The organism is Archangium violaceum Cb vi76, from assembly GCF_000733295.1.
Lineage (GTDB): Bacteria > Myxococcota > Myxococcia > Myxococcales > Myxococcaceae > Archangium > Archangium violaceum.
The window spans coordinates 1-26,223 of record NZ_JPMI01000125.1 but is presented as its reverse complement, the minus strand read 5'-3'; the positions used below and the strand labels follow the sequence as shown (position 1 = coordinate 26,223).

Here is a 26,223-nt window from a genome sequence, read left to right as displayed (position 1 = left end):
GCGCCAACTACCGGCTCGCGCCCGGCGGGCCCAGGAAGCGAGCATCCAGCCGTCTCACCTGACCCGAGACCTGGTCGGTGACTTCGACGTTGAAGACGAACGGCACATGAGGGCCCCGCTCCACGGTGACGAAGAGGGGCAACCGGAAGCTCTCCAGGGAGCCCAGCGTCACCTGCTGCTGTGGCACCACCACGTTGGCGGGCACCGGGCTGTCCACCCGTACGGTGAAGGTGGACTCCACCGGGTTCTTGTTCACCAGGTGCAGCTCGAACTGATTGCGCACCGTGGTGCCCTCCAGGAAGTAGGGCAGACCCTGGAAGCGCAGCAGATTGGCCTCGAAGGGCGTACGGCCTACCAGGCTCACCGTGAGCGCGAGAGCGGAGACGAGCAGGAAGCCCCCGTAGAGGAGCAAGCGAGGCCGGAGGACGCGGCGGGGCTGGCCTTCCAGCCCGTTGAGCGAGTCATAACGGATGAGGCCCTTGGGGCGCCCCAGTTTGCCCATCACCTCGTCACAGGCGTCCACGCACTGCGCACAGGCGATGCAGTCCATCTGCAAGCCATTGCGGATGTCGATGCCCGTGGGACAGGCGGTGACACACTTGCGGCAGTCCACGCAGTCCCCCTGGCGGGGAGCCTCCGCGAGCGCCATCCGCGCCTTCACCAGACGGCCACGCGGCTCGCCCCGGGCGATGTCATACCCGATGAGGAGCGAGTCCCTGTCCTGCATGGCCGACTGGAGACGCCCATAGGGGCAGAGCACCACGCAGAGCTGCTCACGGAACCAGGCGAAATTGAAATACAGCGCGCCGGTGACGGCCATGGCCCAGGTGAAGGGCACGGCATGTCCACCCGGCCCATCCAGCACCATGGAGCCCAGGCCCTTCACGGAGACGAAGAAGGCCAGCGCCACGTGCGCCAGCAACCAGGACACAACGAGGAAGGCCCCGTGCTTCGTCACCGCGCGCAACACGCGCTCCGGCGTCCAGGGACCGGCGGCCAGCTTCAGCCGGCGCTCGCGGGGGCCATCGATCCACCGTTCGAGCCGCCGGTAGACCCCCTCGAGGAACACCGTCTGGGGGCAGGCCCAGCCACACCACACACGGCCGAGCCACGCGGTGGCGAACAGCAGGGAGAAGCCCGTGGTGGTGAGCAGGAAGAGGACGATCCAGAAGTCCTGCGCGTTGAAGGTACTCCCGAAGAGATAGAAGCGGCGCGCGGCCACGTCCAGGTGGATGGCGGGGTGGCCGCCCATCCGGATGAATGGCATCACGGCGTAGATGGCGATCAGCACCGCGAAGACGATGCGCCGCCAGGTGATGAACCGGCCGCGCACGTCCGAGGGATGGATACCCAGCCGGGAGCCATCCGGCCGGATGGAGGAGAGGTGCCCGGTGCCTGGCCCGGAAGCCCGAGGTTGCGCCATCTTCCTACCCTCCCCTACTGCGCCGGCTCGCCCTGGGGGGCCTTGCCGGGCACGTTCGTGTCCTTGAGTGTCAACACATAGGCGACGATGGAGCGCACGCGCTCGGCGCCCAGTGTCCGCTCCCAGGCGGGCATGCCCTTGACCACCACGCCCTCGGACACCGTCTTGTGGATGTCCATGGGCCCGCCGCCGTGCAGCCAGAATCCGTCCGTGAGATTCGGACCGATGAGGCCCTCGCCCTTCTGGCCGTGGCAGGAGGCGCACTGCTGCGTGAACTGCGCCTTGCCCTGCTCCACCGACTGGGCGTCCTGCATCAGCGCGAGCAGCCCCTCGTCGGACACGGGCTTGTTGGAGGCGGCGTTACGCGCGGCCTCGGCGGCCTCGGCCTTGTAGACCTCCATCGAGCCGGGGCCCGTGCCACTCACCTGGTAGTAGAACCAATAACAAAAGCCAAAGACGATGGTGCTCCAGAGGATGAACAGCCACCAGTTGGGCAGGTGGTTGTCCATTTCCTCGATGCCGTCATAGACGTGGAGGACGCCCGGCTTGTCATTCGCGCTCATGGTGGTCCCTCGCGCCGCGGGAATCGGAAGTCACCGCGACCGTCTCGGCCAGCGGCAGCCGGGAGATCACGTCGTAGTCCTGGCGGCGGCGCGCGAGGAACACCCACGCCGTGACGCCAGTGAAGACCGCGAAGAAGAGAATCAGCGTGAAGAGCGGCAGATGGGTCATATCCATGCCCGCGTAGAATTGGCGCCACATCAGGGAGTCCCTCCCGTCGTCGAGGCCGTCTCGATTCCGTCCGGCACGGCCGGAACCACGTCCTGGGGTCCACGCCCGAGCCGCTGCAGATAGGAGATGATGGCCACCATCTCCGAGTCCCACGCCACCTGGACGCCCTGGCCGGCCAGGTCCGCGGTGATGGCTTCCGCCTGGGCCTTCTGGCGGGCCTCGGCGCCGTCCACGTCGGCGTTGGTGTAGGGCACGCCGAGCTTCTGCATCAGCGCCAGCTTCTTGGGCGCCAGCTTGACGTTGATCTTGTTGTCCGCGAGCCACTGGTACGGCGGCATGTTGGAGCCGGGACTGGTGGCGCGCGGATCCATCAGGTGCGTGTAATGCCAGAGGTTCGGGTACTTGCCACCCAGGCGGTGCAGATCCGGACCGGTGCGCTTGCTTCCCCACTGGAACGGGTGGTCGTAGATGAACTCCTCGGCCCGGGACACGTCGCCGTAGCGCTGCGTCTCCGCGAGGAACGGGCGGATCATCTGCGAATGACAGACATAGCAGCCCTCGCGCACGTACAGGTCCCGGCCCTGGAGCTCCAGCGGGGAGTACGGCTGCTGGGCCTCGCCGTGGTGCGGCACCGCCTGCTTGATGAGGATGGTGGGCAGCAGCTCCGCCACACCGCCAATGAGGATGGCGAGCAGCGTGAGCACGGTGAAGGCCAGCGGGCGGCCCTCGATGATGGCGAACCAGGAAGGCCCACCGGTCTCGCGGTTGCGCCGGGCGACGATCCACGCGAACTCACCCAGGGCCAGGATGGCACCCATGATGGCGATGGCGCGCACGGGGCTCGACCAACCCAGGAAGAAGCTGAGACCGATGATGGCCAGCGCGAACAGCAGCGGCCACCCGGTGACGATGGCCACCCACGCGGGCTTGCCCACCACCACGGCCTCGGGAGCCTTCTCCTCCACCACCACGGTGGTCTCGCCGTCCACCGCCTGACCGGAGCGGGCCGTCTTCCAGAGGTTCCACACCATCAGCAGGAAGCCCGCGAGGTACAGCGAGCCACCGATCAAGCGGACGATGTACATGGGCCGGATGGCGATCAGCGTCTCCACGAAGTTCGGGTAGAGCAGCGTCCCGTCCGGGTTGGTGGCGCGCCACATGAGGCCCTGGTTGATGCCCGAGGCCCACATCGCGAGCATGTAGAGCAGGATGCCCACGGTGCTCGTCCAGAAGTGCAGGTCCGCCGCCTTCACCGAGTGCAACTTCGTGCCGTACAGCCTGGGCACCAGCCAGTAGAACATGCCGGCCGCCATGAGGCCGTTCCACCCCAGGGCGCCACCGTGCACGTGGCCGATGATCCAATCCGTGTAGTGGCCGAGCGCGCTCACCGACTTGATGGAGAGCAGCGGGCCCTCGAAGGTGGCCATGCCGTAGAAGGTGACACCGGCGATGAGGAACTTGATGACCGGGTCCTCCCGCAGCTTGTGCCAGGCGCCGCGCAACGTGAGCAGACCATTGAGCATGCCGCCCCAGGACGGAGCCCACAGCGCCACGCTGAACACCATGCCGAGCGACTGCGCCCAATCCGGCAGCGCGGTGTAGAGCAGGTGGTGCGGACCGGCCCAGATGTACATGAACACCAGGGCCCAGAAGTGGATGATGGAGAGCCGGTAGGAATAGACCGGGCGCTCGGCCGCCTTGGGCAGGAAGTAATACATGATGCCCAGAATGGGCGTGGTGAGGAAGAAGGCGACGGCGTTGTGGCCATACCACCACTGCACCAGCGCGTCCTGCACCCCGGAGAAGACGGAGTAGCTCTTCAGCGGGCCGAGCGGCAATGCCAGACTGTTGACGATGTGCAGCACCGCCACGGTGATGATGGTGGCGATGTAGAACCAGATGGCGACGTAGAGGTTCTTCTCGTTGCGCTTCGCCAGCGTCCAGAAGAAGTTGATGGCGAAGACCACCCAGACGAGCGCGATGGCGAGATCGATGGGCCACTCGAGCTCGGCGTACTCCTTGGAGGTGGAGATGCCAAGCGGGAGCGTGACGGCCGCCGAGACGATGATGGCCTGCCATCCCCAGAAGTGGATTTTGGAGAGGAGGTCGGACGCCATCCGCGTCTTCAACAGACGCTGGGTGGAGTAGTAGACGCCCGCGAACATCATGTTGCCCACGAACGCGAAGATGACCGCGTTGGTGTGCAGCGGGCGCAGGCGGGAGAAGGTCAGATAGGGAATGCCGAAGTTGAGCTGCCACCAGGCGAGCTGGGCGGCGACGATGCAGCCCACCAACAGGCCCACCACGCCGAACAGCACTGAGGCGAAGATGAACCGCCGTGTGATGGCGTCGTCATAGACGATGCGTTGCTGTTGCACGAGAGCACCTCGGGAGAGTCATGGCCGCGGCTTGGATTCGGAGGACGGGGCTGGCCTGGCGGTGTCGTCCTCGAGCGGGATGAGGGACAGGCGGTCCGCGTGCTCGTAATCGCGGTGCCGCACGCTGAAGGCGTAGAGCAGCACCGAGCCCACCACGAGCATCAGGCTGACGAAGACCTGGAGGACGATGACGTTCATGCGGGCACCTCTTTCAATGTCCGTGCCGGCCCTTCCGCCGCGGGCTGACGGCGCGCGGAGAGACGCACGAGGGTGAAGAGGATGAGGGAGAGGGAGCTGAGCGGCATGACCACGGCCGCGCGCAGCGGCGACATCAGCCCGGCGAGGCTCACCGCCACCGTCACCGCGTTGTAGGCGAGCGAGATGCCAATCACCTGGCGCACCACCCGGCGCAGGCGGCCGGAGAGCTCCAGCGCCTCGCGGAGGGCCGAGAGGCCCTCGCCCATGAGGAAGAAGTCGGACTTGCCCGGCAGCACCGGCCGGTCGATGGCGGGCGTGCCCGCGCAGAAGGCGCGCTCGAAGGCGAGGCTGTCGTTGACGCCATCACCCAGGTAGAGCGTGTCCGCCTGGTCGATGCGCGCCACCGCCTCGGCCTTGTCCTCGGGCCGCTGGCCGCCGAGCGCATGTTCCACCGGCACGTCCAGGGCCTCGGCCATGGCACGCACCCGCGCGGGCGCATCACCGGAGATGAGCCACACCTCGTGGCCGGCCTCGCGCAGGGATTGAATCTCCCGGCGTGCATCGGCACGCACGGACTCTCGCAGGGCGAAGGTGGCCAGGGGCTGGCCGTTGTGCGCGAGGACGGTCCCTCCCGCTCCCGTGGCGCCGGGTGCCGCCCACGCCGGGGCTCCCAGCCGCCACATCCCGTCCTCCCGGAGCAGTTCCAGGCCCAGCCCGGGGTGCTCCGTGACTCGCGCGCCAGCGGAGAAGCGAGCGCCAGCGCGAGAAAGGGCCGCGGCGAGACACCGGCTCACCGGGTGGTTGCTGCGCGCGGCCAGATCGAAGGCCACGTCGCGCAACCCTGGCGCGAGCGCGTCCACGGCCTCGCGGTCCACCAACTCCAGCCGGCCGAGCGTCAGCGTGCCCGTCTTGTCGAAGAGCACCTTGCGCACGCGGGGCAGCCGGTCCAGCAGGTCCTGACCGCGCACGAAGAGGCCGAGCCGGCGCAGGCGTGTCTGGGTGAGCTCGTAGGCGAGCGGCACGGCGATGCCGATGGCGCAAGGGCACGTCACCACCAGGAGGGCCACGGCCACCTGCAGCGCCTTGTCCTGGCCCTGGGGCAACCAGAGGGCGAGCCCCAACCCGGAGACGAGCAGCACGGAGAGCACCCAGCGGCGGGACACGGCGTTCCAGAAGTGCGCGTGGGCGGGAACGCGGCCGGGCGAGGAGGGCGTCTGGCGCAGCAGGGCCACCAGCGGCGAGTCCTGGAAGTCCGTCCGGGCACGCAGGTGGGCGGCGGCACGGGCCGCGTTGAAGGCCCCGGCGGGCACCTCTCCGCCCTGCTCCACCACGCGCACGTCCGGCTCGCCCGTCACCCAGTCGGTGGAGAAGCTGGCGTTCGCGTCGAGCAGCTCGGCATCCACGGGCACCAGCTCGCCCGGAGCGATGACGAGCACGTCGCCCGCGCGCAGCTCGGCGGCGCGCACGGTGACGAGTCTGTCTCCCTCCTGCCGGCGGGCGAAGAGGCCGTCCGCTCCATCATCCTCCAGGAGGAAGCGCCGGTTGCGCTCGAGGACGCGCTGCTGCAACCAGCGGCCCACCAGCATCAGGGTGACGAAGGTGTTGAGCGTGTCGAAGTAGGCCAGGTCTCCCCGGCCGTCGCGCGCCTTGAGCAGCGAGGTGGAGAAGACGAGGAGGATGCCCAGGGCGATGGGCAGGTCCAGGTGGAGGACACCACTGCGCAGACCACGCCAGGCCGAGCGGAAGAAGGGCCAGCCGCCCACCAGCACCACGCCGGTGGAGAGCCACACGCTGAGCTGGCTGAAGAGGGAGAAGACGTCGCCGTCGGCCGGGGTGAGCCCCACGTAGAAGCTCACCGAGAAGAGCATCACGTTCATCGTGATGGCGGCGCAGATGCCGAGCCGGATGGGCAGATCGAGCGAGGCGGACTCGGGGCGCTTGCGGCTGGGGCCGAAGAGGTAGCCGAAGCCCTCGACGGAGCGGAGGAAGCCGGCCACATCGAAGGCGCCCTTGCGCCAGGCGAGCCGCACCTTGCCGAGCGCCGGATTGACGGTGAGCGAGGCCCCGCCGGGCTGGCGGCGGAACAGCTCGTTCATCAGCCAGACGCATGCGGCGCAGTGGATGCCCTGCACATCCAGCTCGAGCGTGCACACGGAGCCGGTGGAGGACTCGGCGCGGGCCACGAGCGGCTCCAGCCAGGCGAAGCCACGGTCCTGCCGGGGCTCGGGAGCGGGGGCTGTCTTTCCGTCGGCGAGCGAGTAGTAGCGGGTGAGGCCCTGGTCCACGAGGAGGCGGTGGACGGCCTCGCAACCCGCGCAGCAGAAGCCCCGGAGCGGCGAGCCCTGGGGAACGGGGCTGCCACAGTGGAGGCACGAGGCCGAGGCATGCTCGATGGGTTGGGAGGCCGGCATCGAAGCGGGCCCCTTGCGAACGGCATGCCCATTGCGATGGACGGGGGCATGACCACGGCATTTCCCGTTCTCGAGAACCTCTGGGTGGGCGCGATGGGGGCACTGATGGTGGGCCTCACCGGAAGCGTGCACTGCCTCCTCATGTGCGGGCCGCTGGCGTGCGCGGGACTGCCGGGGGTGAGGGGCCCGGAGCGATGGCGCGCGGTGCTCGCCTACCAGAGTGCACGGGTGGGGTCGTACGCCCTGGTGGGAGGGCTGCTGGGAGCGCTGGGCGGAGGGGTGACACGGGCCCTGGCGGTGTCGGCGCGGCCCTGGCTGCCGTGGGTGATGGCGGCGGCGCTGGTGGCCTCGGCGCTGGAGCTGGGGAAGCGGCTGAGGCCGTTGCCGGGGCTGAGCCACCTGGCGGGGGCGGTCACCCGGGTGGGCGCAAAGTTTTCGCTTTTGAGCAAAGCGGGCGCAATGGGTGCGGTGACGCCGCTGCTGCCCTGCGGCCTGCTCTACGGGGTATACGCGGCTGCGCTGGCGAGCAGCTCCCTTGGAGGAGGAGCGTTGCTGATGGGAGCGTTCGCGCTGGGCGGGCTCCCGGCACTCCTGGGGGCCCAGGTGCAAACGGGCTTATGGTCGCGGCAACCACGTGTGGCGACGTTCGTACTCAAACGAGCGGTGCCGCTGGTGGCCGCGGCGGTGCTCATCTACCGCGCGGTGGGGGTGGGCTCGGGCCAGCCGAGCTGTCACTGAGACCGCGCGGGACGAGGCTGGGCTACGGCCGGTCTAATTCAAGCCAATGAGGTAATCGAGGATGTTGGCCTCCGCTGCGTCCACGCAGACGACGCCCTTTCCTGTGAGATGGGCCATCCTGATGTAGTCGTTCGTATCAGGACCCGTCTTCAATGGCTCATAGGGTTTCCAGACGAAGCTCGTGAAATTCAGGAACAAGGACGTTGGGTCCTCGCTCTCCTCCGCGTTTTGAAGCGAGCCGCGAATGGCGGCTCTCTTGTCGCTCACCTGCGGGCTCCCATAGAGGTCCTGGATGCGCAACCGGAGGGAGCCTCCCACGTTGACGGTCATGTCCGCCGAATCCGCATTCCACCCCCTCGTGTCGAAGTGATCCGCGTGGGGGGTCCGCAGACGGCTGAAGACCAGCACTCTCCCGGCACACTCCTCCTGAGAGGGCCAACGCAAGCGCCGGTCGTCCTTCTTCAAGAGCTTCGCGCCGACAGCGTTGTTGACGATGTCATTGATCGCGGCGCTGATGTCGTTATTGCCAGTCTCCTGCTTGAGCATGATGATGACGGTTTCAGTCGGATTGTCCGTCAGGAAATCGACGACGTCATCGATTGCCGACTCGACGGAAACGTCGAGATTCACGGGCCCATGGTAGAGCCAATAGGTGTTGGAGAAGTAGGCCACGCCCACCCGCAGGTCCAGGGCCCTCACTCCCGCATCCAGCTGCTGGCGGATGGAGAGGCTCTGGGCCCGCACCATGGGGGTGTATGAGTACTGGTATGCCCCCGAATCATGGGTGCCGGGAATGACCAGGCGGGTGATCGGTCTACGTCTCTTGATACCCTCGAGGAGCCCCATCCAATTATTTCCAGCCATCGCGTGCGCCTCCGAGGCCAATCATGCGCCATGAGGGAAGGGCGAACAAGCGATTCCCCTGCGTTACTCGCGACTCGGAGTGCCCGGATCCGCTCACGGTCGCGGATTCAGGGCCGCGCGCCTCCACGGGTTCGAATCCTGTCGGGGACACTCGAGCCGCGGCCAACGCGCGGGCGAGTCTTCGTGAGGGCCAACGCGGCTGGAGCAGCAGCCCCAGTCCACTGGCGATTTCCCGGAGCCCGAGGTCAGCCCCCTCGCGCGGCCGGAACAGCCCCGGGGGGCCGGTGCCCGCGCCCACCCGTCCCCCGGGCAGGCGAGCTGTCCCCTTGTCGAGCACATGACGGGCAGCCGATGGAGAAACGCGCCCTTCATGTAGACTCGGCGGCCCAGAGGGTCCCGCACATGGGCGAAGACACGAGCCTGCTCGAACCAGGGGGGCTCCTGGACAACCGTTACGAGGTGGTGCGCAAGCTCGCCGCGGGCGGCATGGCCACCATCTACCTGGTGCGCCACCTGGGGCTGCACAGCCTGCACGCGCTCAAGGTGCCGGATCCCCGCATCTTCCACAGCGCCGACGCGCGCCACCGCTTCACCACCGAGGGCCGCATCCAGGCCCTCCTGCGCCATCCGCACATCGCCCAGGTGACGGACATCGTCATCAGCCCGGTACCGGGCCTGGTGATGGAGTACGTGGAAGGCGGCACGCTGGAGGAGCTGCTCGGCCAGAGCCCGGGTGGAAGGGTCGGCCTGCCCACCCTGCGGCAGATCTTCCTGCCGGTGCTGGACGCGATGCAGGAGGCTCATGGCCACCGGGTGGTGCACCGCGACCTGACGCCCAGCAACATCCTGCTGGCGCAGGGGCACCAGGGGCGGATGCATCCCAAGGTGACGGACTTCGGCATCGCCAAGGTGACGCAGGACGAGCCGGGCGAGAAGTACCGCACCCGGACCGGAGTGCTCCTGGGGACGCGGCCGTACATGAGTCCGGAGCAGATCGGCGGGGCGTCCGACGTGGATGCGCGCACGGACATCTTCGCCCTGGGCGCCATCCTCTACGAGGCGGCCACCGGGCGGGTGGCGTTCGATGCCGCCAGCGACTTCGAGATGATGAAGCGCATCACCGAGGGCAACTTCACCCCGCCCGAGCAGGTGGTGCCCGAGCTGCCCGAGAGCCTCTGTCAGTGCATCCGCAAGGCCATGACGGTGGATCCGTCCGGGAGATTCCAGGACTGCGCTGCCTTCCGGGCGGCCCTCGAACAGGCCCTGGAAGTACCGGTGCCAGCCCCCGCTCCGGTTCCCGCCTCCGCGCCGGTGCCGGCGCCAGCCTCTCGCGGCCGAGGGCTCATGGCGGGGCTGCTCCTGCTGGGCGTCCTGTCGCTTTTGCTGCTCGCGGGTCTCGCTTCCACGCTGCGGAACCTGCGCCTCTCGAGCGAGGACAAGGCGCGACTCCAGGTGAGCTACCAGACGGAGCAACAGAACGCCCGGCGTCTCAAACAGGAGCTGGACATCGCGAGGAGCCAGGCCAGGAGCTCCGAGGCGCAAGCACGGGATCTCCAGGCGAAGAATCAGGGAGCCCTGCAGCAGCTTCAACAGAACGAGCAGCTCAAGGACGAGCTCCAGAAGTTCCAGCATCAGGCACTGAAGTTCCTGGAGATGACCCTGCTGGACACCGCCGTCCGCAACAACCTGCCCGTCTCCCGGGTCGTCAGGGCCTGCAATAAGACGGGTACCCTGTTGTCGTATCAGTACATGGACGATGAGAGGAATTGGTCCGAGGCACTGGTCCTCGAGCCGGGGCGCTGTCTCTCCCACTGGCTGACGGGCTATCACGCGCAGGTTCCGGTGAGGATCTCCTCCCTGAGAGACAACGTCACCGTGGAGGACAATGCCCTGGCTGGCATGGTCGTCGGACGGATGCCCGATACCGATGTGGATTGGAAACCCTGGGAGAACCAGCTCGTTCTCGATCAGGAGCATGGCCTCCAGCTGAAGCCCGTCTTCCTCGAGACCGGGCTGCTGGGAGGAGCCTCGCCCGACCAATGACCTCCAGGCCGGGCGGCCCGGCGTCCCGGTCTATTTCTCTCCGAGCAAGGCATTGGCCCGCTGGCGCAGGCCGCGATAGCCAAGCCGGTTCGCTTCCTTCTGGAGGGACAGCAACTCCTTGCGCGCCGCGGCGGCCTTCGCCTCGCCGTGGAGCTCCAGCCGGAGGAGCCGCGCCTCGAGCGCCACGCGCTTCATGCCGTCGCGAGCCGCCCGCGTCGCGAGCACCTGGAGCTGCCGCGCCGCCTCTTCCCGCTCCGAGGACCCGCCATCCCGCCGCACCAGGGCCGCGCCAGTGAGCCGCACCTCCGCCGCGATGAACACATCCTCGCTGCCTCCCGCGAGGGACCGGGCACGCTCCAGCGCCTCACGCGCCGCCGCCATCTTCCCCAGGGCCATCAGCGCCCGCGCCTTCACCGCGTTCGCGAGGCCTTCCCCATCCACGCTCTTCAGCGCCGCATAGGCGGCCAGGGCAGACTCCGCCACCGCGAGCGCCTCCTGGGGCCGCCCCTCTTCCAGGGACAGGCACGCCAGGCCCAGCTCGGTTTCCGCCACGAAGGCGCCCAGGCCCCGCGCCCGCCGCAACGCCAGCGCGCGCTCCAGTTGCTGCCGTGACGGCGCCAGCTCTCCCAGATCCATCAGCAGACAACCCAGCTCGTAGCGGGCCCAGGCCTCGGCGTAACCATCCTCGAAGAACACGTGGGCCGCATGACTCCCCTCCTCGAGCAGGCGCTTGCCCTCGTCCAGCCCACCCATGAGCCGCCGCACCATGCCCTTCAGGATGGTGCTGGAATTCATGTCGGACAGCCGACCGCGCTGCCGGAAGAGCTCCACGGCCCGGCTGGCACGCTTCAGGCCCTCGGAGAGGTGACCCAGCCGGCAGCTCAACCCACCGGCGCACAGGAGGGCCTCGGCCTCCAGCGAGGCGCCCTTGATCTCCCGGGCCGCCTCGATGGCGGAGACGAACACGCGCTCGGCCTCCAGCAGCCGGCCCGTGTCGATGAGCGCCATGGCGTGCACGAGCATCGAGCGCGCCGCGCCGCCCCGGTCCCCTCCCGCCAGGAACAGCCGCTCCGACTCCTCCAGCAGCTCGACGGCGCGCAGGGGCTCGCCGAGGTTGCGAGCCGCATAGGCTTCCATGATGAGCGCGGAGGCGGCGAGCTGGCCCTGGCTGGCCCCCTGCGAGCGGGAGACCGCCGCCTCGGCATGCTTCCTGGAGGCGATGAAGTCCGCGGTCGCGCTCGTGGCCACCGCCGCGGCCAGCTCGATGCGCGCGTCCTCGCCCAGCGGAGGCGGGAGCCGGCGCAACGCCTCCAGGGTAGACTGGGCCTCCCGGTTCTGCCCCGCGGACACCTGCGCGAACACCAGCGCGGTGCCGTACTCCACGTTGTCCGGGAAGAACTCGAAGAGCGTCCGGTACGCCTCGATGGCCTGGGGCCACTCGGCCTGGGCCTCGTGATGGCGGGCCGAGACCAGGAGGCGCTCCTCGCGCGAGAGGCTCGAGGACAGCTCGAAGGCCCGGCGCGCGGCCGCCTTCGCCGCCTCCTCCTGGTAGAGGTACTGGAGGGCCGCGGCCAGCGCCGAGTGAGCGGGGGCGAAGGAGGGCTCGTGCTTCACCACGCGCTCGAAGTGCTCCACGGCGGTGGCCGCGTCATGGCCGCGCAGGGCCGCGAGTCCCTCGGCGTAGAGCCGTGCCACCTCGGGCTCCGCTGGCATCGCGCTGCGCACGCCGTGGGCCTGCTCGGTGGTCAGCGGCGCCAGCCCCAGGCGCTTGCGCAGGGCGGCGCCCACGCGAGAGACGAGCTCCAGCAGTTGCTCCTCCGCGCCCATCTCCGTCAGGTGGGCCAGCGTCTCGCCCGTGGTGGCCTCCTGCAGGCGCAGGTTGAGCCGCAGCCGCGCGGCCTCCTCGCGCCCCTGCACGAGGTACGCCCCGGTGAGCACCAGGTCCACTCCCGAGTGCGCGCGAATGCGCTGCAGCGTGGCCGCCGCGAAGCCCTCCTCGTCCGGCAGGAGGAGGTCCCTGCGCATCTGCACCACGCCCTCTCCGGGGAGCAGGCGGAGCTGTTCCCCCATGGCCAGCTCCGCGGAGAGCAGCTCCGCCAGGGCGGTGGACAGCCAGGACAGCTCGGCCCTGGCCACGAGGTTGCGGGGGGCGAGCACCGCCACCACCCGCCGGGCCACCGGCTGGCTGCCCATGCTGCCCGACGTCGGCGCCGGTGCCGGTGCCGGGGAAGGCTTCGTGGGGCTCCGCATCCTGGACGGGGTGAGCTTCACGAGGGCCGGGGTGGGCTCGCCGCTCCGCAACGCGGCGATGGCCTCGGACGCGGTGGCGAAACGCTTCTCCGGCTGGCGCTCCAGGCACCGCAGGAGCACCTCCGCCCAGGACGAATCCAGCTCCGGCACGAACTCGAGTGGAGAAGGAGGCGCCTGACGCAACCGCAGCAACGAAGTGGCCGTGGGCGTCTCCGCCACGAAGGGCCTCCGGCCCGTCACCATCTCGAAGAGCACCAGCCCGAAGGAGTAGATGTCCGAGGCCGGCGACAGCGGCAGGCCCTCCACCTGCTCTGGAGACATGTACGAGGGACTGCCGACGATGTGGCCATCGCGCGAGGTGGAGCCATCCCCCTCGAGCAGCTCGCCCCGGGCGAGGCCGAAGTCGGTCACCACCGCCCGCGGGCCTCCCGCCGCCGGCGGCGCGGTCACCAGCATCACGTTGCCCGGTTTGAAGTCGCGGTGGATGATCTGCGCGGCATGCGCCGCATCGAGCGCCCCCGCCATCTGCTCGGCCAGCCGCAGCACCTGCTCCGGCGGCATCCTGCCATGGCGAACGAGTTGCTCATGCAACGTGCGCCCCGCGAGCAGCTCCATGGTGAGGAAGACGATCCGGTACGGAGTGCCTCCCTCCTTCGGGACGACCTCGTGCTCGCCGATGTCGAAGACACGGCAGACGTTGGGATGCGTCACCCGGCGTGCCAGCCGCAGCTCGCGCTTGAAGCGCAGGAGCGCCTCGGGCGTGGCGGCCAGCTCCGGACGGATCGTCTTGAGCGCCACGGGCTCGTGCAGCGAGAGATCCTCCGCCGCGTACACCTCGCCCATGCCGCCCCGGGAGAGGAAGCGCTCCACCCGGTAGCGCCCGGCCACCTCCGTCCCCACGGAGAACGTCTGCCGGGGCGGGGCGGGAACGGGAATCGGTCCCGAGAGGGTGGGCTCCGCCGCCGCACCGCCACGCATCAGGGTTGCCGTGCTCTGAGGCGCCTTGAGGGACTTCCGATCCATGGCTGGGCAATACTCCCGTCACAGCGGACGGCGGCACACTAGCATGTGATGCCGAGCCCGTGACGGTCACCCGCCCGCGAGCCCCTCCCCCCTCTGGAAAGGAACGAGGCCCCGGGCACGGTGGACGTTCCACCGGACCGGGGCCCCGCGTACGACCTGGGAGCGCGACTACTTGCCGCCGACGCTGAACACCTCGACGGAGGCCTGGTCGGTGTTGCTCACGCCCGCCGTCGCCAGCACGCGGCCATCACCGAGCAGCGTGGCCGTGTGGCGGTAGCGGTCCACCTCGAGGCTGCCCGCGGGGCACCAGGTGCCGGTGGCCGGGTTGTACACCTCGGCGACCTTCTGGATGCCGGTGGCCTGGTGGTAGCCGGCGATGGCCAGCACCTTGCCATTGGGGAGCAGCGTGGCCGAGTGGAAGCGGCGCGGCGTGCTCATGCTGCCGGTGGCCGACCAGGTGCCCTTGGCCGGGTCATACAGCTCGGCCGAGGTGCTGCTGGCGATGTCCCAGCTGCCACCGCCCACCACCAGCACCTTGCCGTTGGGGAGCATCGTGGCCGTGTGATCGCGGCGGGCCGTGCCCATGTTGCCGGCGAGCGAGAAGGTGCCGGTCGCCGGGTCATACAGCTCCACCGAGCTCAGCGCGGCGCCGGAGGTGTCCTCGCCACCGGTGATCAGCACCTTGCCACTGGGGAGCAGCGTGGCCGTGTGGTGGGTGCGGAAGACGACCAGGCTGCCCGTGGCCTTCCAGCGGCCCAGGGCCGGGTAATACACCTCGGCGGTGGCGAGCGTGACGGGGCACGTCCCTCCACCGGCGATGAGCACGCGCCCGTCCGCCAGCCGCGTCATCGAGTGGTAGATGTGCGTGGCCAGCGTGTCGCCCGTGCGCGCCCAGGTGCCCGTGGCCGCGTCATACAGCTCCGAGGTGGTATTGAAGCCACCCGCCACCAGCACGCGGCCGTCCTCGAGGATCTCGGCGGTGTGCAGGATGCGGCCCAGCGCCAGGCTGCCGGTCTTCTCCCAGGAGCCCGTCACGCGGCAGACGCCGGCGACGCCCGGAGCGTTGGAGCGGAAGGTGTTGAGGCCCGGGGTGAGCCAGTTGGCCACCGGGTGCGCCGGGATGGTGCCGTCGTCGTTGACGTTGGTGATGGAGTAGGCGTGCTGGTTCCAGATGCCGCGCGTGCCCACCCAGGCATTGTCACCGTACACGCGGATGCCATTGAAGCCCGGGGCCGCGTGGTTGTTCTCCACCACGATGATCTCCGCGCTGCCGTCGGCGTCCACATCCACCACGAGGGGCAGCTCGTGCGTGGTGCCGGAGCTGTGACGGGTCTGCCAGCGCACCGCGCCGGTGGCGCCGTCGAAGACACGCAGGTAGAGCTCGTCGGCGTAGATGACCTCGGTCCTGCCATCCGCCTCGAAGTCGAAGGTGGTGGAGGTCGTCTTGCCGGAGCTGTACTCCTGGATGGTGTGGGTCCACTTCACGGAGCCATCGGCCCCGTAGACGGTGTAGTTCCAGTCACCCGCGAGGCCGATCTCCACCTGGCCATCGCCATCGAAGTCCGCGATGTTGGGCGGGCCACCGTGGCCGGGCTGCGTGGGGAAGGGATGCCCCGGGTCGGTGTAGTGGACCGAGCGGGTCCACAGCAGCGTGCAGTCGTCGTCGAGCAGGCTCACCGTGCCGTAGCCCGCCACGGCGATCTCCGCCGCCGGATCCTCGTCGAAGTTGGCCACGCCGGCGAAGCCCTGGGGAATCTCCGTGTTGGCGCACTTGAGGCTGCCATCGGCGCGGTAGACGGCGCGGCCGTTGATCACCTCCTGGGAGCCATCCTGGTCGATGTCCGCCGCGAAGGAGACGGGGCCGGTGTACTGCGCGCCGCCCATGCCATCCGCGCCCACCCACTTCAGGGCGCCGGTGTGGCTGTAGACGCGGTTGCCGTCGAGGATCTCCACGGTGCCGTCGCCGTCCAGGTCCGCGAGCGAGGGGCCACCCCACTCGTTGTAGTCGTACGCGTCCTCGGCCGAGCGGAACTTGAAGGAGCCATCGTGCTCGAAGCAGATGATGCCGCGGCCGTTCTCGGGGATGCCGCAGATCTCCACCTTGCCATCGGCATCGATGTCACCGGCGGCGATGCTCGCGGCCGGCTTCACCCGGGCATACGGATCCACCACGGTCCACAGCTCGCGCCCATCCTTGCCGCTGATGGCCCGGAGCACGCCATTGGTGTTGCCGTTGCCGCCGTTGTTGTTGGTCTCGTTGTAGTAGTCACCGTCGAAGGTGCTGAAGACGATGTCCGGGATGCGATCCCCGTTCACGTCCACCACCACGGGCGTCATCATCACCTGCTTGTACTCCGGAAGCACCTCACTGCCCGTCCACTCGAACTGCAGCGCCGCCGCGAGGCTGGCGGCGCTGGGGGTCGGGGTGCTGCTGGAGGTGCTGGTCGGCGTGGGGGTGCTGGGGGTGGTGCTGACAGTGGAAGATGGCGGGGACGCGGGCGGTGTCGCCTGGGCGAGCTGCTGGCCCGTGGGTGCCTGTCCTGACTGTTGTTCGTCGCGAACACCACTGCACGCCGCCAGCGCCAGTATCGCCGAGCCCGTCAGCGCGCGCCGGGCGCCAGCGGATCTCCACGTCCAGCCTCGAGTCCTCATCTTCATGCACGTCCCTCTCTCTCGATCGGCCGGGGGGCTGCGCTCCACACGCAGAACGGCCGGTGCAAGCATGGAAGAAACGACGCCTCTCTTTCCACGCCAAAATATTCAAACACGATCGTGACCGATGAATGTCTTTGTGTGTGTGGACTCCATTCGTTCAGCAAAATCACCGCGGGCCTGGACACCCACACACGCGCACGGCCCCGCCCGCACGAAGATTTCGCGAAACCTGTGAGCCGATTCACAGCCCCACGCGCGGGTGCCCTCTAGAAATGAAGACGTGATGGGCACGGTGGGGGGACCCAGGGCATACCGGGAAACCGCATGTGCGCCGTTATCGCCCATCCTCTGGAGGGACACATGGAGAGCGCGCAAGTTTCGTGGAACCAGGCTCCGTTCGACTGGCAGCACGATTGCGGAATGCGGATGTCTCACTGCACCCCGCAGGACACCGCTCGCGGGATGTTCCTGAATGGCATGCTGAAGTCGATCCGCGCGCTGGCTGGAGACGCCGTGGCGAAGCAGTGCCTGGAGGCCAGCGGGCACGAGCAGCTCGTGGATGCCTTCAACTACCCCGCCACGCTGCAACTGCAGTTCCTGTCCATCGCGATGCCCACTCTGCTCGCGCGGTGCGCGAGCCACGAGCATGCGATGAGGAAGCTCGGCCGCGACGCGGTCATGGACTTCCTGGGGACCACGGCTGGGAGGATGTTGCTGACGCTGTCGGGGAAGGACCCGAAGCGGCTGGTGGAGAGCCTGCCCTCGGCGCGCAAGGCGTCCGTGAACTTCGGGACGCAGGTGATCGAGTGGATCGGCCCGAAGCAGGGCCGCGTCATCTTCAAGCGCGAGTTCATGCCGCATGCGTACTACGCGGGCATGGTGGAGATGCTGCTCGAGCTCGGAGGCGCGACGATCGTGGGAGTGAGGAGCCGGCAGACGGGGCGGGTCGACAGCGAGATCACCTTCACCTGGGACTGAGTCCCGGCGGTACCCGCTGAAGCAGTCCGGGCGGTGGCGGCTGGAGCGCTCCCGGGCGAGTCGTGCGAGACTCGCCCCGAGGAGCGCTCGCCATGAATCTCATCACCCTGTCCATCCCCCTCTTCTTCCTGTTGATGGGAGTCGAGTGGCTGTGCGGACGCATCCAGGGCCGGCGCGTGTTCCGAGGGCCGGATGTGTTCGCGAACCTCTCGCTGGGAGCCGCGCAGACGGTCTTCACCACGGTGGCGGTGGGCCTGTTGGCGGGCGCCTACCTGTCCGTCTACCAGCACCGGCTCCTCGACATCTCCGCGTCCTCGGCGCTGGCGTGGGTGGCGCTGATGCTCGGCGTCGACCTGGCCTACTACTGGTTCCACCGCGCCTCGCACCGGATGAACCTGGCCTGGGCGGCCCACGCGCCGCACCACCAGAGCGAGGACTACAACCTGGCCGTGGCCCTGCGACAGGGGCCGTTCCAGCCACTCGTCTCGCGCTTCTTCTACCTGCCGCTCGCGTGGATCGGCTTTCCCCCGGCCATGTTCGCCACGGCGGCGGCGCTCAACACGCTCTACCAGTTCTGGGTGCACACCGAGTTGATCGGCAGGCTCGGGCCGCTCGAGTGGGTGCTCGTCACGCCCTCCCATCACCGCGTACACCATGCCTGCAACGGCCGCTACCTGGACAAGAACCATGGCGGCATCCTCATCATCTGGGACCGGTTGTTCGGCACCTTCGAGGCAGAGGAGGAGCGGACCACCTACGGCACGGTGAAACCGGTCCGCACGTTCAACCCGCTGGTGGCCGCGCTGGCTCCCCTCGGTGAGCTCGTGGCCCGCGCCAGGAAGGCCCCTCGCGCGCTGGACAAGCTCAAGGTGTGGTTCATGCCGCCCGAGTGGTCTCCACCGGGAGCAGAGGTTCCGGCCACGGAGACCGTGGTGGACCGGGCCCGATTCGAGGTGAGCACCTCGCGCCGGGTGGCACTCTACGTGGGCGTGGTGGGCGTGCTGACGCTGGCCGTCACGGTGCTGTTCCTCGTCCGGAGCCGTTCACTGTCCCAGCCGGAGCGGCTCGCGTTCGCGGCCTGGTTCCTCGTGTCACTGGGAGGGTTGGGCGGAGTGCTGGAGGGCAAGCGCTGGGGCCCCATGGTCGAGGCGGTGCGGCTCGCGGCGGCCCCGCTCGTGGTGGCCGTGCTCTGAGAAGACAACGGCCGAGGCCACCGGAGGAGCGGTGACCTCGGCCCATACGCACTCCCTCTCGCACAGGAAGAGAGGGCCTACGTGTGATGGTGCAGACTCTCCACGAGGTATGGGTCATGGCGCGCGATGAGCGGCACCGAGCCCATCGTCCGCGTCACCGTCAGCACGAACAACGCCCCGAGCCCCAACAGACCCGCCGCGTCCCATACGCCGACGCCGGTGTACTCGGGCATGTTGGCGGGGGAGATCATCAGGTGCAGATCCAACCACCGCCCCGCCAGCATGATGCCGGCGACGACGCACAGATGGAACGGGTTGCGCTTGGCCGGCTTCGGCAACAACAACACGAAGGGCACCGCCCAGTTGAGCGCCAGGTTCAAGTAGAACAGTGGCGCCCAGCCCCCGTGCATCCGGTGGATGAAGTAGACGGTCTCCTCCGGAATGTTCGAGTACCAGATGAGCAGGAATTGCGAGAACCAGAGGTAGGCCCACAGCGTGGCGAAGCCGAACATCAGCTTGCCCAGGTCATGCAGGTGGCTGGTGTTGATCTCCTTCATCCGCCCCGAGCCCTTCATCAGGACCACGGCCAGGGTGATCGCCGCGACGCTCGACGCCAGCATGCCAGCGATGTTGTAGAGCCCGTAGATGGTGCTGAACCAGTGCGGCTCCAGGCTCATCAGCCAGTCGAAGCTGGCCAGGCAGAAGGTGATGGAGAACAGCACCAGGAACACCGCCGAGGTGGCCACGTTCCGCTGGGTGGGATGGGGTGAGGCATCGGAGTCCTGGGCCAGCGAGTTGCGCCGCAACCGCCAGGTGAAGAAGGCCCAGATGGCCAGCATCACGGCCATGCGGAGGGCGAAGCCCGGCGCGTTGAGGAAGGCGGCCTTCTGGTGCAGCAGGTGGTCCGTCTCCATCACCCCAGGGCGGGCCCACAGGTACAGCGAGGGCAGCCCCGCGAGCACCACCAGCAGGCTCGCCGCGCCCACGGGTACGTAGGAGGCGAAGGCCTCGGGGATGCGCTTGAAGACGGTGTACCAGCCCGCGTTGGCCACGGAGTTGAGCGCGAGGAACACCGCACCGCCCAGCGCGAGCGTGAGGAAGAAGAAGCCGTTGATCAGCAGGCTGGAGAAGCCACGGGTGGGCGAGAGGGCCAGGCCCGCGCCCAATGCGGACAGGCCGAGTGCCGCCACTGCCATGCAAATCCGGCGGACGTTGGGGCCGACGACGATTCCCGAGGAGCTCATGGCGTGTCCTTCCGAGCGGTCCGCGCCGGCGACTGCAACGAGCGCAGGTAATGGACGATCTTCCAGCGATCCTCCGGGGCCACCTGGGAGCCATGGGCCGGCATCAGCCCCTGCCCCTGGGTGATGATGTGGAAGAGCTGCCCATCGGCGAGGCCCTGGGCGTGGTCTGCCAGCAGCGACGGAGGCCGGGGGAAGCGCGCGGCCACCAGCCCGTCCCCGAGCCCGCCCGAGCCGTGGCAGTGCGAGCAGTAGCGGTTGAAGGCCACCTTGCCGCGCTCCAGCACCGGCTCCGAGGCCTCGAAGGGATTCTTCAGGTCCGTGGCGGCACGGGTGGCCTCCTCGGGGCCCGGGCCGTAGCGCAGCGGCGAATAACCCCGGGGAATGCTGCCCGGCGCGGGCGCCATCAACGTCTTGCCATCGCGCGTGTTGGGGTTGGGCGCGTAGCTGTCGTACGGCACGGAGCCGTACATGTCCGGCGCGTACTCGAGGTTGGGCTGGGAGACGTCCCGCTCGCACCCCATCTGCAGGGCCGCGGCGAGCACGCTCGTACCAATGAGGAACCGCTTCACGACGCCACCTCCATCTGCTCCACCTCCAGCGCACCGTGGCGCGCGAGGAGGGCCTTCACCTTCGCGTCCGACTCATCCGCGCGCAGTGCCAGCACGAAACGGTCATCCGTCACCCGGGGCAGTGCCTCGCGCTTGCTTCCAGGAAAGGACTTCGAGCGCAGCAGGAAGGCCGCCACGGTGAAGAGGCCCGCGAACAGCACGGTGAGCTCGAACGCCACGGGGATGAACGCCGGGAACGAGTTGAAAGGCTTCCCGCCCACGTTGAGCGGCCAGCTCACCACCGACGTGTAGTACTGGAGCGACAGCGCGGACGTGGCGCCCAGCACCCCCGCCCCGAAGCACACCCAGGTGAGGCGCGAGGGCTTCAGCCCCATGGCCTCGTCCATGCCGTGGATGGCGTAGGGCGTGTAGACATCATGCACCGCGTACCCGGCCTCACGGACGGCCCGGGTGGCGTCGAGGACGTGCTCCTCGCTGTCGAAGTAGCTGAGCAGGACGGACTGGGAGGGGCTCATACCGGCATGTCCTTTCGCACCACCGCGGCCGCCAGGGCCGGGGTGGGCAGGGGCTCCGGTGCCTCGGCCGGGTGCTCGTGCGGAGTCTCGGAGCCGTGGGCCGGGTGGGAGGCGTGTCCTGGGGCGTGCGAGCCCCGGGCGAAGGCCGCCACGCTCTTCACCTCGCCAATGGAGATGATGGGCAGCACCCGGGTGAACAGCAGGAACAGCGTGAAGAAGAGGCCGAAGGTGCCCACGAAGGTGCCCACCTCGACCACCGTGGGCGTGTACATGGACCAACTCGAGGGCAGGAAGTCCCGGTGCAGCGACGTCACGATGATGACGAAGCGCTCGAACCACATGCCCACGTTGATGACCAGCGACAGCACGAAGATGGCCGCGGGCGACGTGCGCACCTTCTTGAACCAGAACAGGTGCGGCGACACCACGTTGCACGTCACCATCGTCCAGTACGCCCACGCGTACGGCCCGAAGGCGCGGTTCATGAACGTGAACTTCTCGTACGGGTTGCCCGAGTACCAGGCGATGAAGAACTCCGTCCCGTAGGCCAGCGACACGATGCCACCCGTGACGATGATCACCTTCGTCATGTTCTCCAGGTGGCGAATGGTGATGAGGTGCTCGAAGCCCAGCACCACACGGGTGATGATCATCAGCGTCAGCACCATGGCGAAGCCGCTGAACACCGCGCCGGCCACGAAGTACGGCGGGAAGATGGTGGTGTGCCAGCCGGGGATGACCGAGGTGGCGAAGTCGAACGACACGATGGTGTGCACGCTGAGCACCAGCGGCGTCGCGAGGCCCGCCAGCAGCAGGTACACCGTCTCGTAGCGGTGCCAGGTGCGCGACGAGCCAGTCCACCCGAACGACAGCACCTTGAAGACGGCTTTCTTCAGCCCGCCCTTCACCCGGTCCCTCACCGTGGCCAGGTCCGGGATGAGGCCGAAGTACCAGAACACCGCCGAGATGGTGAAGTACGTGCTGATGGCGAACACGTCCCACAACAGCGGCGAGCGGAAGTTCACCCACAAGGAGCCGCGGTCATTGGGGTACGGCAGCACCCAGAAGGCGTTCCACGGCCGGCCCATGTGGATGACCGGGAAGATGGCCGCGCACATGACGGCGAAGAGCGTCATGGCCTCGGCGGCGCGGTTGATGCTCGTGCGCCACTTCTGCCGGAAGAGGAAGAGGATGGCGGAGATGAGCGTGCCCGCGTGGCCGATACCCACCCAGAACACGAAGTTGGTGATGTCGAAGGCCCAGCCAATCGTCTTGTTCAGTCCCCACACGCCGATACCGGTGGAGACCTCGTAGGTGACCATGCCCACGCCCACCGCGAGCGTGACCACCGCCAGGGCGAAGGCCACCCACCACATGCGGGAGGGCTTGCGCTCCATGGGGGCGCAGATCTCCTCGGTGAGCTGGCCGAGGGTGCGCTCCTCGCTGACGAGCGGCACCCGGAGGGTGGAAGTGTGCTGGTTGCTCATTCCGCGCTCCCGTTTCCGGTGTTGCGAATCTTCGTGAGGTACGTCACGGCCGACCCGATGTTGATCTCCTCCAGCAGCCGGTAGGCGCGCCCGCTCTTCGCCAGCTTCGCCACGTCGCTGTCCGGGTCGTTGATGTCGCCGAAGTGGATGGCCCGAGCCGGGCAGCTCTGCTGGCACGCGGTGCGGATGTCTCCATCACGCAGCTCCCGTCCCTCGCGCTTCGCCTCGGCCTTGCCCTCGTGGATGCGCTGCACGCACAGCGAGCACTTCTCCATCACGCCGCGCGTGCGCACCACCACGTCCGGGTTGAGTACCAGGCGCTCCAGGGGCTCGTCGTGCTTGTAGTCGAACCAGTTGAAGCGGCGGACCTTCGTGGGGCAGTTGTTGGCGCAGTAGCGGGTGCCCACGCAGCGGTTGTAGACCTGCTGGTTGAGGCCCTCCGTCGAGTGCACCGTGGCGAGCACCGGGCACACCGTCTCGCACGGAGCGTTCTCGCAGTGCTGGCACATCATCGGTTGGTGCACCACCCGGGGCGCGTCCGGCTCGCCCTCGTAGTACCGGTCGATGCGCATCCAGTGCATCTCGCGCTGCCGCAGCGCCTCGTCCTCGCCCACGATGGGGATGTTGTTCTCCGCCTGGCAGGACACCACGCACGCCGAGCAGCCCGTGCACGCGCTCAGATCCACCGCCAGTGCCCACTTGTGGCCCTTGTACTCGTGACCGGACCAGATGGAGAGCGGGTGCCCACCGCCATGCCCGCCCTCCGCCTCGTTGCCCGCGCGCGGGTTGGCGAGGAACTCCGCCAGCTCGGCCTCGCGCACCAGCCCGCGCCCCTCCATCGAGGCGTGGATCTGCGAGAGGGCCAGTGGCCGGGTCTCGGGCGTCACCTCCAACTTCACCCCGAGCGCCGCGCGACGCACCTTCCCGTTGGTAGAAGAGGCCAGGACGAAGGCGTTTTCCCCCACTGCGTTCCCGATACGTCCCACCTTCGTCCGGCCATAACCCATGGCGAGGCCCAGCGCCCGCGGGTGCGTGCCCGGCTGCACCAGCGCCGGCACCGCGAGCGTCTTCCCTCCCGTGCTCACCCGCACCACCTGGCCGTCGCTGATGCCCAGCTTCTCGGCCGTGGCGGGCGCCACACAGAGGTAGTTGCCCCAGGTGGCCTTGGAGATCGGATCCGGCATCTCCTGCAGCCAGCCGTTGTTGGCCAGCGCGCCGTCCCTCAAGCCCACCTTTTGATACAGAACCAGTTCGAGCCCCTCGTCCGCCGCCACCCCCCTGCCCGCCAGCGCCGCCGCCACGCTCTCGGGGCGGAACGCGGGGCTCTCGGTGGTGGCCGGCTGGGGCAGCACCACCGCCACGCCCTGTCGTACCGCCTCGTCCCAGAAGGCCTGGAAGCCCGTGGCCACGTTCGCGCGAGGGAAGACCTCGGCCTCCCAGCGAGCGCGCAGGAAGTCGTGGTGCGACTGCGCCACCCCGGCCCACTTCAGCAGGGACTCCACCATGCCGCGCGTCTCGTGCAGCGGGGACACCACCGGCTGGCGCAGACTCAGCACGCCCCGCCGGGGCTCGGCATCACCCCAGGACTCCAACGGAGTGTGATCCGGCGCGTGGAAGCGCACCAGCGAGGCCGTCTCGTCGAGCCGGTCGCTCGTGGCCACCGTCACCGCCACGTCCTTCAGCAGCCCCGCCAGCACCTCGCCCCGAGGGTGCGTGTAGGCCGGGTTGACGTCGTGGAAGAGCACGGCGCCCACCTGCTTCGCCTCCAACTCGGCGAGCAGCTCGCCAAAGCCCATCGCCCCCGCGTCCAGGGCGAGGCCACCGGAGACGGAAACCGTGACGCCGGCATTGCCGAGCAGCTCGTTGGCCAGGTTGGTCAGCACCTGAGCAGCGGGCTCGTCGCCACCGCACACCACCAGGGCCTTCTCCTTCGCGGCCCACAGCTCGGCGGCCAGCGTGCTCAGCACGTTGGCGTCCATCCGGGGCGCGGGCACACCCGAGAGACCCTCCACGGCCTGGCCGGCCTTCTGGGCCAACCGCTTCACCAGCCCCGCCAGCGCGGGCACCAGGTCCGACGCGGCCACCGGCACGCGCTTGTCGGCGCTCGCGCCCGTCAGCGTCATCAGCGGCTCGAGCTGCCAGTGCCGCGACATCTCCCGTGTGCCGGCCGCGTCGCGCGCCGCGCTGTACTGGCGGGTGAAGGCCACCGGCGACACCCAGGTGCCCAGGAAGTCCGCGCCGAAGCTGGCGATGACCTTCGCCTGGTCGAAGCGGTAGTCCGGCACCACACGCACACCGTGCGTGAGGCGGTGCGCCTCGGCGATGGCCTCCAACTCACCCGTGGCGTCGTAACGCACCGTGCGGGCCGTGGGGAACGCGGCGAGGAAGCGCGCCACGGCGACCTCGGCGGTGGGCCCCAGCACCCACGGGAGGACAAGCCGGATGGCCCTCCCCTCCTCCGCCACCTCGCGCAGCCCCCCGGTGACGGCCTGGTCCAGGCTGGCCCACGTGGCCTTCGTGCCCCCCACGGACGGCCAGCGCGAGCGGTTGGCGTCATAGAGGGACAGCACGGACGCCTGGCCCACGGCGCACACGCCACCGCGCGACACCGGGTGCTCCGCGTTCCCCTCCACCTTGATGGGGCGGCCATCGCGCGTCTTCAGCAGCACGCCGCACTGGGCGCTGCACGCGCCGCAGGTGGACGCGTACCAGAGGGCCAGTCCCGGGGTGAGCTCGTCCGGCTTCGTGAGGAAGGGCACCGCCTTCTGCACGGGGGCACGCTGGCAGGCCACCATGGCCGCCGCGGCACTCAGGCCCATCACCTTGAAGAAGTCCCGGCGCGAACTCTGGTCCGCGGGCTGAGCCGCCACGCCCACGGGCAGCTCCTCGGCGAACTCGTTGCGCGAGCGCTCGAGCAGGGCCGGGTCTCCATCTCGCGCGGCCAGGCTCTGCCAGTATTTGGGGGTCGTCTCGGACATGGTGCGCGTTCCTCAGCGGTGGCAGCCAGAGCAGTCGGTGGGAGGATTCAGGGTGCGAGGCGCGGGGTTGAGCGAGGCCTTCGCCGTGGGCACTCCGGACGCGGAGGCCATCAGCACACCGGATGCCAACGGCGGCACCGGCGCTTTCGCCTGCGACTCCTGCGTCTGGCGGTGGCAGTCCAGGCACCAGCCCATGGTCATGGGCTCCGCCTGCTCCAGCCGCACCATCTCCTGCACCGGGCCGTGACACTTCTGGCACTCCAGCCCGGCGGTCACATGGTTGGCGTGGTTGAAGTACGCATGGTCCGGTAGCCGGTGCACCCGCACCCACTCGATGGGTTTGTCGCGCTTCACGGCCTGGGTGAGCTTCTGGATCTCCGGCGAGTCCGTCTTCACCTGGGTGTGGCAGTTCATGCACACCCCGGCGTGGGGAATGCCGGCGTGCCGGCTCTTCTCCGCGCCCACGTGACAGTACTGACAGTCGATCTCGTAGTGGCCCGCGTGCACCGCGTGCGAGAACGCGATGGGCTGCTCGGGCATGTAG

General features: G+C 68.8%; 19 protein-coding genes. 4 read left to right on the top strand and 15 right to left on the bottom strand.

The window, feature by feature from the left end:
• Positions 1 to 7 precede the first annotated feature (7 nt).
• The 6 genes from ccoG to Q664_RS18605 are packed head-to-tail and all read right to left on the bottom strand — an operon-like array spanning position 8 to position 7,142.
• Positions 8 to 1,423: a cytochrome c oxidase accessory protein CcoG gene (gene ccoG / locus Q664_RS18630; RefSeq protein WP_043397080.1), complete on the bottom strand. Its 1,416-nt coding sequence runs from the start codon at positions 1,421 to 1,423 to the stop codon at positions 8 to 10.
• A gap of 14 nt (positions 1,424 to 1,437) precedes the next feature.
• Positions 1,438 to 1,986 carry a cbb3-type cytochrome c oxidase N-terminal domain-containing protein gene (locus Q664_RS18625; protein ID WP_043397076.1) on the bottom strand — a complete coding sequence of 183 codons (549 nt, stop codon included), beginning with the start codon at positions 1,984 to 1,986 and terminating at the stop codon, positions 1,438 to 1,440.
• The gene (locus tag Q664_RS18620) at positions 1,973 to 2,161 is read right to left on the bottom strand and encodes a cbb3-type cytochrome oxidase subunit 3 (protein ID WP_235216764.1); all 189 of its coding nucleotides are present in this window, start codon (positions 2,159 to 2,161) and stop codon (positions 1,973 to 1,975) included. The genes Q664_RS18625 and Q664_RS18620 overlap by 14 nt, the downstream gene beginning before the upstream one ends.
• 23 nt (positions 2,162 to 2,184) lie before the next feature.
• Positions 2,185 to 4,533: a cytochrome-c oxidase, cbb3-type subunit I gene (gene ccoN, locus Q664_RS18615; RefSeq protein WP_043397075.1), complete on the bottom strand. Its 2,349-nt coding sequence runs from the start codon at positions 4,531 to 4,533 to the stop codon at positions 2,185 to 2,187.
• An 18-nt stretch (positions 4,534 to 4,551) separates the two neighbouring features.
• Positions 4,552 to 4,731 carry a hypothetical protein gene (locus Q664_RS18610; RefSeq protein WP_043397072.1) on the bottom strand — a complete coding sequence of 60 codons (180 nt, stop codon included), beginning with the start codon at positions 4,729 to 4,731 and terminating at the stop codon, positions 4,552 to 4,554.
• Complete coding sequence (locus Q664_RS18605) at positions 4,728 to 7,142, bottom strand: heavy metal translocating P-type ATPase (RefSeq protein ID WP_043397069.1); 2,415 nt, start codon at positions 7,140 to 7,142, stop codon at positions 4,728 to 4,730. Before Q664_RS18605 ends, Q664_RS18610 begins: the two co-directional genes overlap by 4 nt.
• A 48-nt stretch (positions 7,143 to 7,190) precedes the next feature.
• Between Q664_RS18605 and Q664_RS18600 the strand changes: the two genes are divergently transcribed.
• Positions 7,191 to 7,880 (top strand): sulfite exporter TauE/SafE family protein, encoded by a 690-nt coding sequence (locus tag Q664_RS18600; protein WP_235216763.1) that lies wholly within the window; start codon positions 7,191 to 7,193, stop codon positions 7,878 to 7,880.
• A 33-nt stretch (positions 7,881 to 7,913) separates the two neighbouring features.
• Here Q664_RS18600 and Q664_RS18595 read toward each other — a convergent pair whose 3' ends face one another.
• Complete coding sequence (locus Q664_RS18595) at positions 7,914 to 8,726, bottom strand: phosphatidylinositol-specific phospholipase C domain-containing protein (RefSeq protein ID WP_043397063.1); 813 nt, start codon at positions 8,724 to 8,726, stop codon at positions 7,914 to 7,916.
• 420 nt (positions 8,727 to 9,146) lie between these two features.
• On the opposite strand from Q664_RS18595, the gene Q664_RS18590 reads away from it, so the two are divergent.
• Complete coding sequence (locus Q664_RS18590) at positions 9,147 to 10,787, top strand: serine/threonine protein kinase (protein WP_043397060.1); 1,641 nt, start codon at positions 9,147 to 9,149, stop codon at positions 10,785 to 10,787.
• Positions 10,788 to 10,817: 30 nt separating this feature from the next.
• Here the strand turns inward: Q664_RS18590 and Q664_RS62185 are convergent, their stop codons facing one another.
• Both Q664_RS62185 and Q664_RS54935 read right to left on the bottom strand, forming a co-directional pair.
• Entirely contained in the window at positions 10,818 to 14,060 is a 3,243-nt protein-coding gene (locus Q664_RS62185; protein ID WP_043397057.1) for a serine/threonine-protein kinase, read from the bottom strand.
• Between the two features lie 168 nt (positions 14,061 to 14,228).
• Positions 14,229 to 16,718 carry an FG-GAP-like repeat-containing protein gene (locus Q664_RS54935; protein ID WP_235216762.1) on the bottom strand — a complete coding sequence of 830 codons (2,490 nt, stop codon included), beginning with the start codon at positions 16,716 to 16,718 and terminating at the stop codon, positions 14,229 to 14,231.
• Between the two features lie 357 nt (positions 16,719 to 17,075).
• Between Q664_RS54935 and Q664_RS18575 the strand changes: the two genes are divergently transcribed.
• Complete coding sequence (locus Q664_RS18575) at positions 17,076 to 17,693, top strand: TIGR02265 family protein (RefSeq protein WP_160174439.1); 618 nt, start codon at positions 17,076 to 17,078, stop codon at positions 17,691 to 17,693.
• Between the two features lie 92 nt (positions 17,694 to 17,785).
• Complete coding sequence (locus tag Q664_RS18570; RefSeq protein WP_043397054.1) at positions 17,786 to 18,886, top strand: sterol desaturase family protein; 1,101 nt, start codon at positions 17,786 to 17,788, stop codon at positions 18,884 to 18,886.
• 77 nt (positions 18,887 to 18,963) lie between these two features.
• Here the strand turns inward: Q664_RS18570 and Q664_RS18565 are convergent, their stop codons facing one another.
• The 6 genes from Q664_RS18565 to Q664_RS18540 all read right to left on the bottom strand — a co-directional run.
• On the bottom strand, positions 18,964 to 20,130 hold the full coding sequence (locus Q664_RS18565; protein WP_043397051.1) for a hypothetical protein: 1,167 nt from the start codon (positions 20,128 to 20,130) through the stop codon (positions 18,964 to 18,966).
• Entirely contained in the window at positions 20,127 to 20,699 is a 573-nt protein-coding gene (locus Q664_RS18560) for a c-type cytochrome (RefSeq protein WP_043397048.1), read from the bottom strand. The genes Q664_RS18565 and Q664_RS18560 overlap by 4 nt, the downstream gene beginning before the upstream one ends.
• Positions 20,696 to 21,214, bottom strand: coding sequence for a DUF3341 domain-containing protein (locus Q664_RS18555; RefSeq protein WP_043397043.1), 519 nt, complete (start codon positions 21,212 to 21,214; stop codon positions 20,696 to 20,698). Before Q664_RS18555 ends, Q664_RS18560 begins: the two co-directional genes overlap by 4 nt.
• Complete coding sequence (nrfD, locus tag Q664_RS18550; RefSeq protein ID WP_043397040.1) at positions 21,211 to 22,701, bottom strand: NrfD/PsrC family molybdoenzyme membrane anchor subunit; 1,491 nt, start codon at positions 22,699 to 22,701, stop codon at positions 21,211 to 21,213. Before nrfD ends, Q664_RS18555 begins: the two co-directional genes overlap by 4 nt.
• Entirely contained in the window at positions 22,698 to 25,679 is a 2,982-nt protein-coding gene (locus tag Q664_RS18545; RefSeq protein ID WP_043397037.1) for a TAT-variant-translocated molybdopterin oxidoreductase, read from the bottom strand. The genes nrfD and Q664_RS18545 overlap by 4 nt, the downstream gene beginning before the upstream one ends.
• 12 nt (positions 25,680 to 25,691) lie before the next feature.
• A partial coding sequence (locus Q664_RS18540) for a cytochrome c3 family protein (RefSeq protein WP_043397034.1) occupies positions 25,692 to 26,223 on the bottom strand: 532 nt, incomplete at its 5' end.

Bases quoted from the DNA above. Each gene is read 5' to 3' on its own strand.
- ccoG (WP_043397080.1), bottom strand. From the start codon at position 1,423: ATGGCGCAACCTCGGGCTTCCGGGCCAGGCACCGGGCACCTCTCCTCC.
- Q664_RS18625 (WP_043397076.1), bottom strand. From the start codon at position 1,986: ATGAGCGCGAATGACAAGCCGGGCGTCCTCCACGTCTATGACGGCATC.
- Q664_RS18620 (WP_235216764.1), bottom strand. From the start codon at position 2,161: ATGGATATGACCCATCTGCCGCTCTTCACGCTGATTCTCTTCTTCGCG.
- Q664_RS18610 (WP_043397072.1), bottom strand. From the start codon at position 4,731: ATGAACGTCATCGTCCTCCAGGTCTTCGTCAGCCTGATGCTCGTGGTG.
- Q664_RS18605 (WP_043397069.1), bottom strand. From the start codon at position 7,142: ATGCCGGCCTCCCAACCCATCGAGCATGCCTCGGCCTCGTGCCTCCAC.
- Q664_RS18600 (WP_235216763.1), top strand. From the start codon at position 7,191: ATGACCACGGCATTTCCCGTTCTCGAGAACCTCTGGGTGGGCGCGATG.
- Q664_RS18595 (WP_043397063.1), bottom strand. From the start codon at position 8,726: ATGGGGCTCCTCGAGGGTATCAAGAGACGTAGACCGATCACCCGCCTG.
- Q664_RS18590 (WP_043397060.1), top strand. From the start codon at position 9,147: ATGGGCGAAGACACGAGCCTGCTCGAACCAGGGGGGCTCCTGGACAAC.
- Q664_RS62185 (WP_043397057.1), bottom strand. From the start codon at position 14,060: ATGGATCGGAAGTCCCTCAAGGCGCCTCAGAGCACGGCAACCCTGATG.
- Q664_RS54935 (WP_235216762.1), bottom strand. From the start codon at position 16,718: ATGAAGATGAGGACTCGAGGCTGGACGTGGAGATCCGCTGGCGCCCGG.
- Q664_RS18575 (WP_160174439.1), top strand. From the start codon at position 17,076: ATGGAGAGCGCGCAAGTTTCGTGGAACCAGGCTCCGTTCGACTGGCAG.
- Q664_RS18570 (WP_043397054.1), top strand. From the start codon at position 17,786: ATGAATCTCATCACCCTGTCCATCCCCCTCTTCTTCCTGTTGATGGGA.
- Q664_RS18565 (WP_043397051.1), bottom strand. From the start codon at position 20,130: ATGAGCTCCTCGGGAATCGTCGTCGGCCCCAACGTCCGCCGGATTTGC.
- Q664_RS18555 (WP_043397043.1), bottom strand. From the start codon at position 21,214: ATGAGCCCCTCCCAGTCCGTCCTGCTCAGCTACTTCGACAGCGAGGAG.
- nrfD (WP_043397040.1), bottom strand. From the start codon at position 22,701: ATGAGCAACCAGCACACTTCCACCCTCCGGGTGCCGCTCGTCAGCGAG.
- Q664_RS18545 (WP_043397037.1), bottom strand. From the start codon at position 25,679: ATGTCCGAGACGACCCCCAAATACTGGCAGAGCCTGGCCGCGCGAGAT.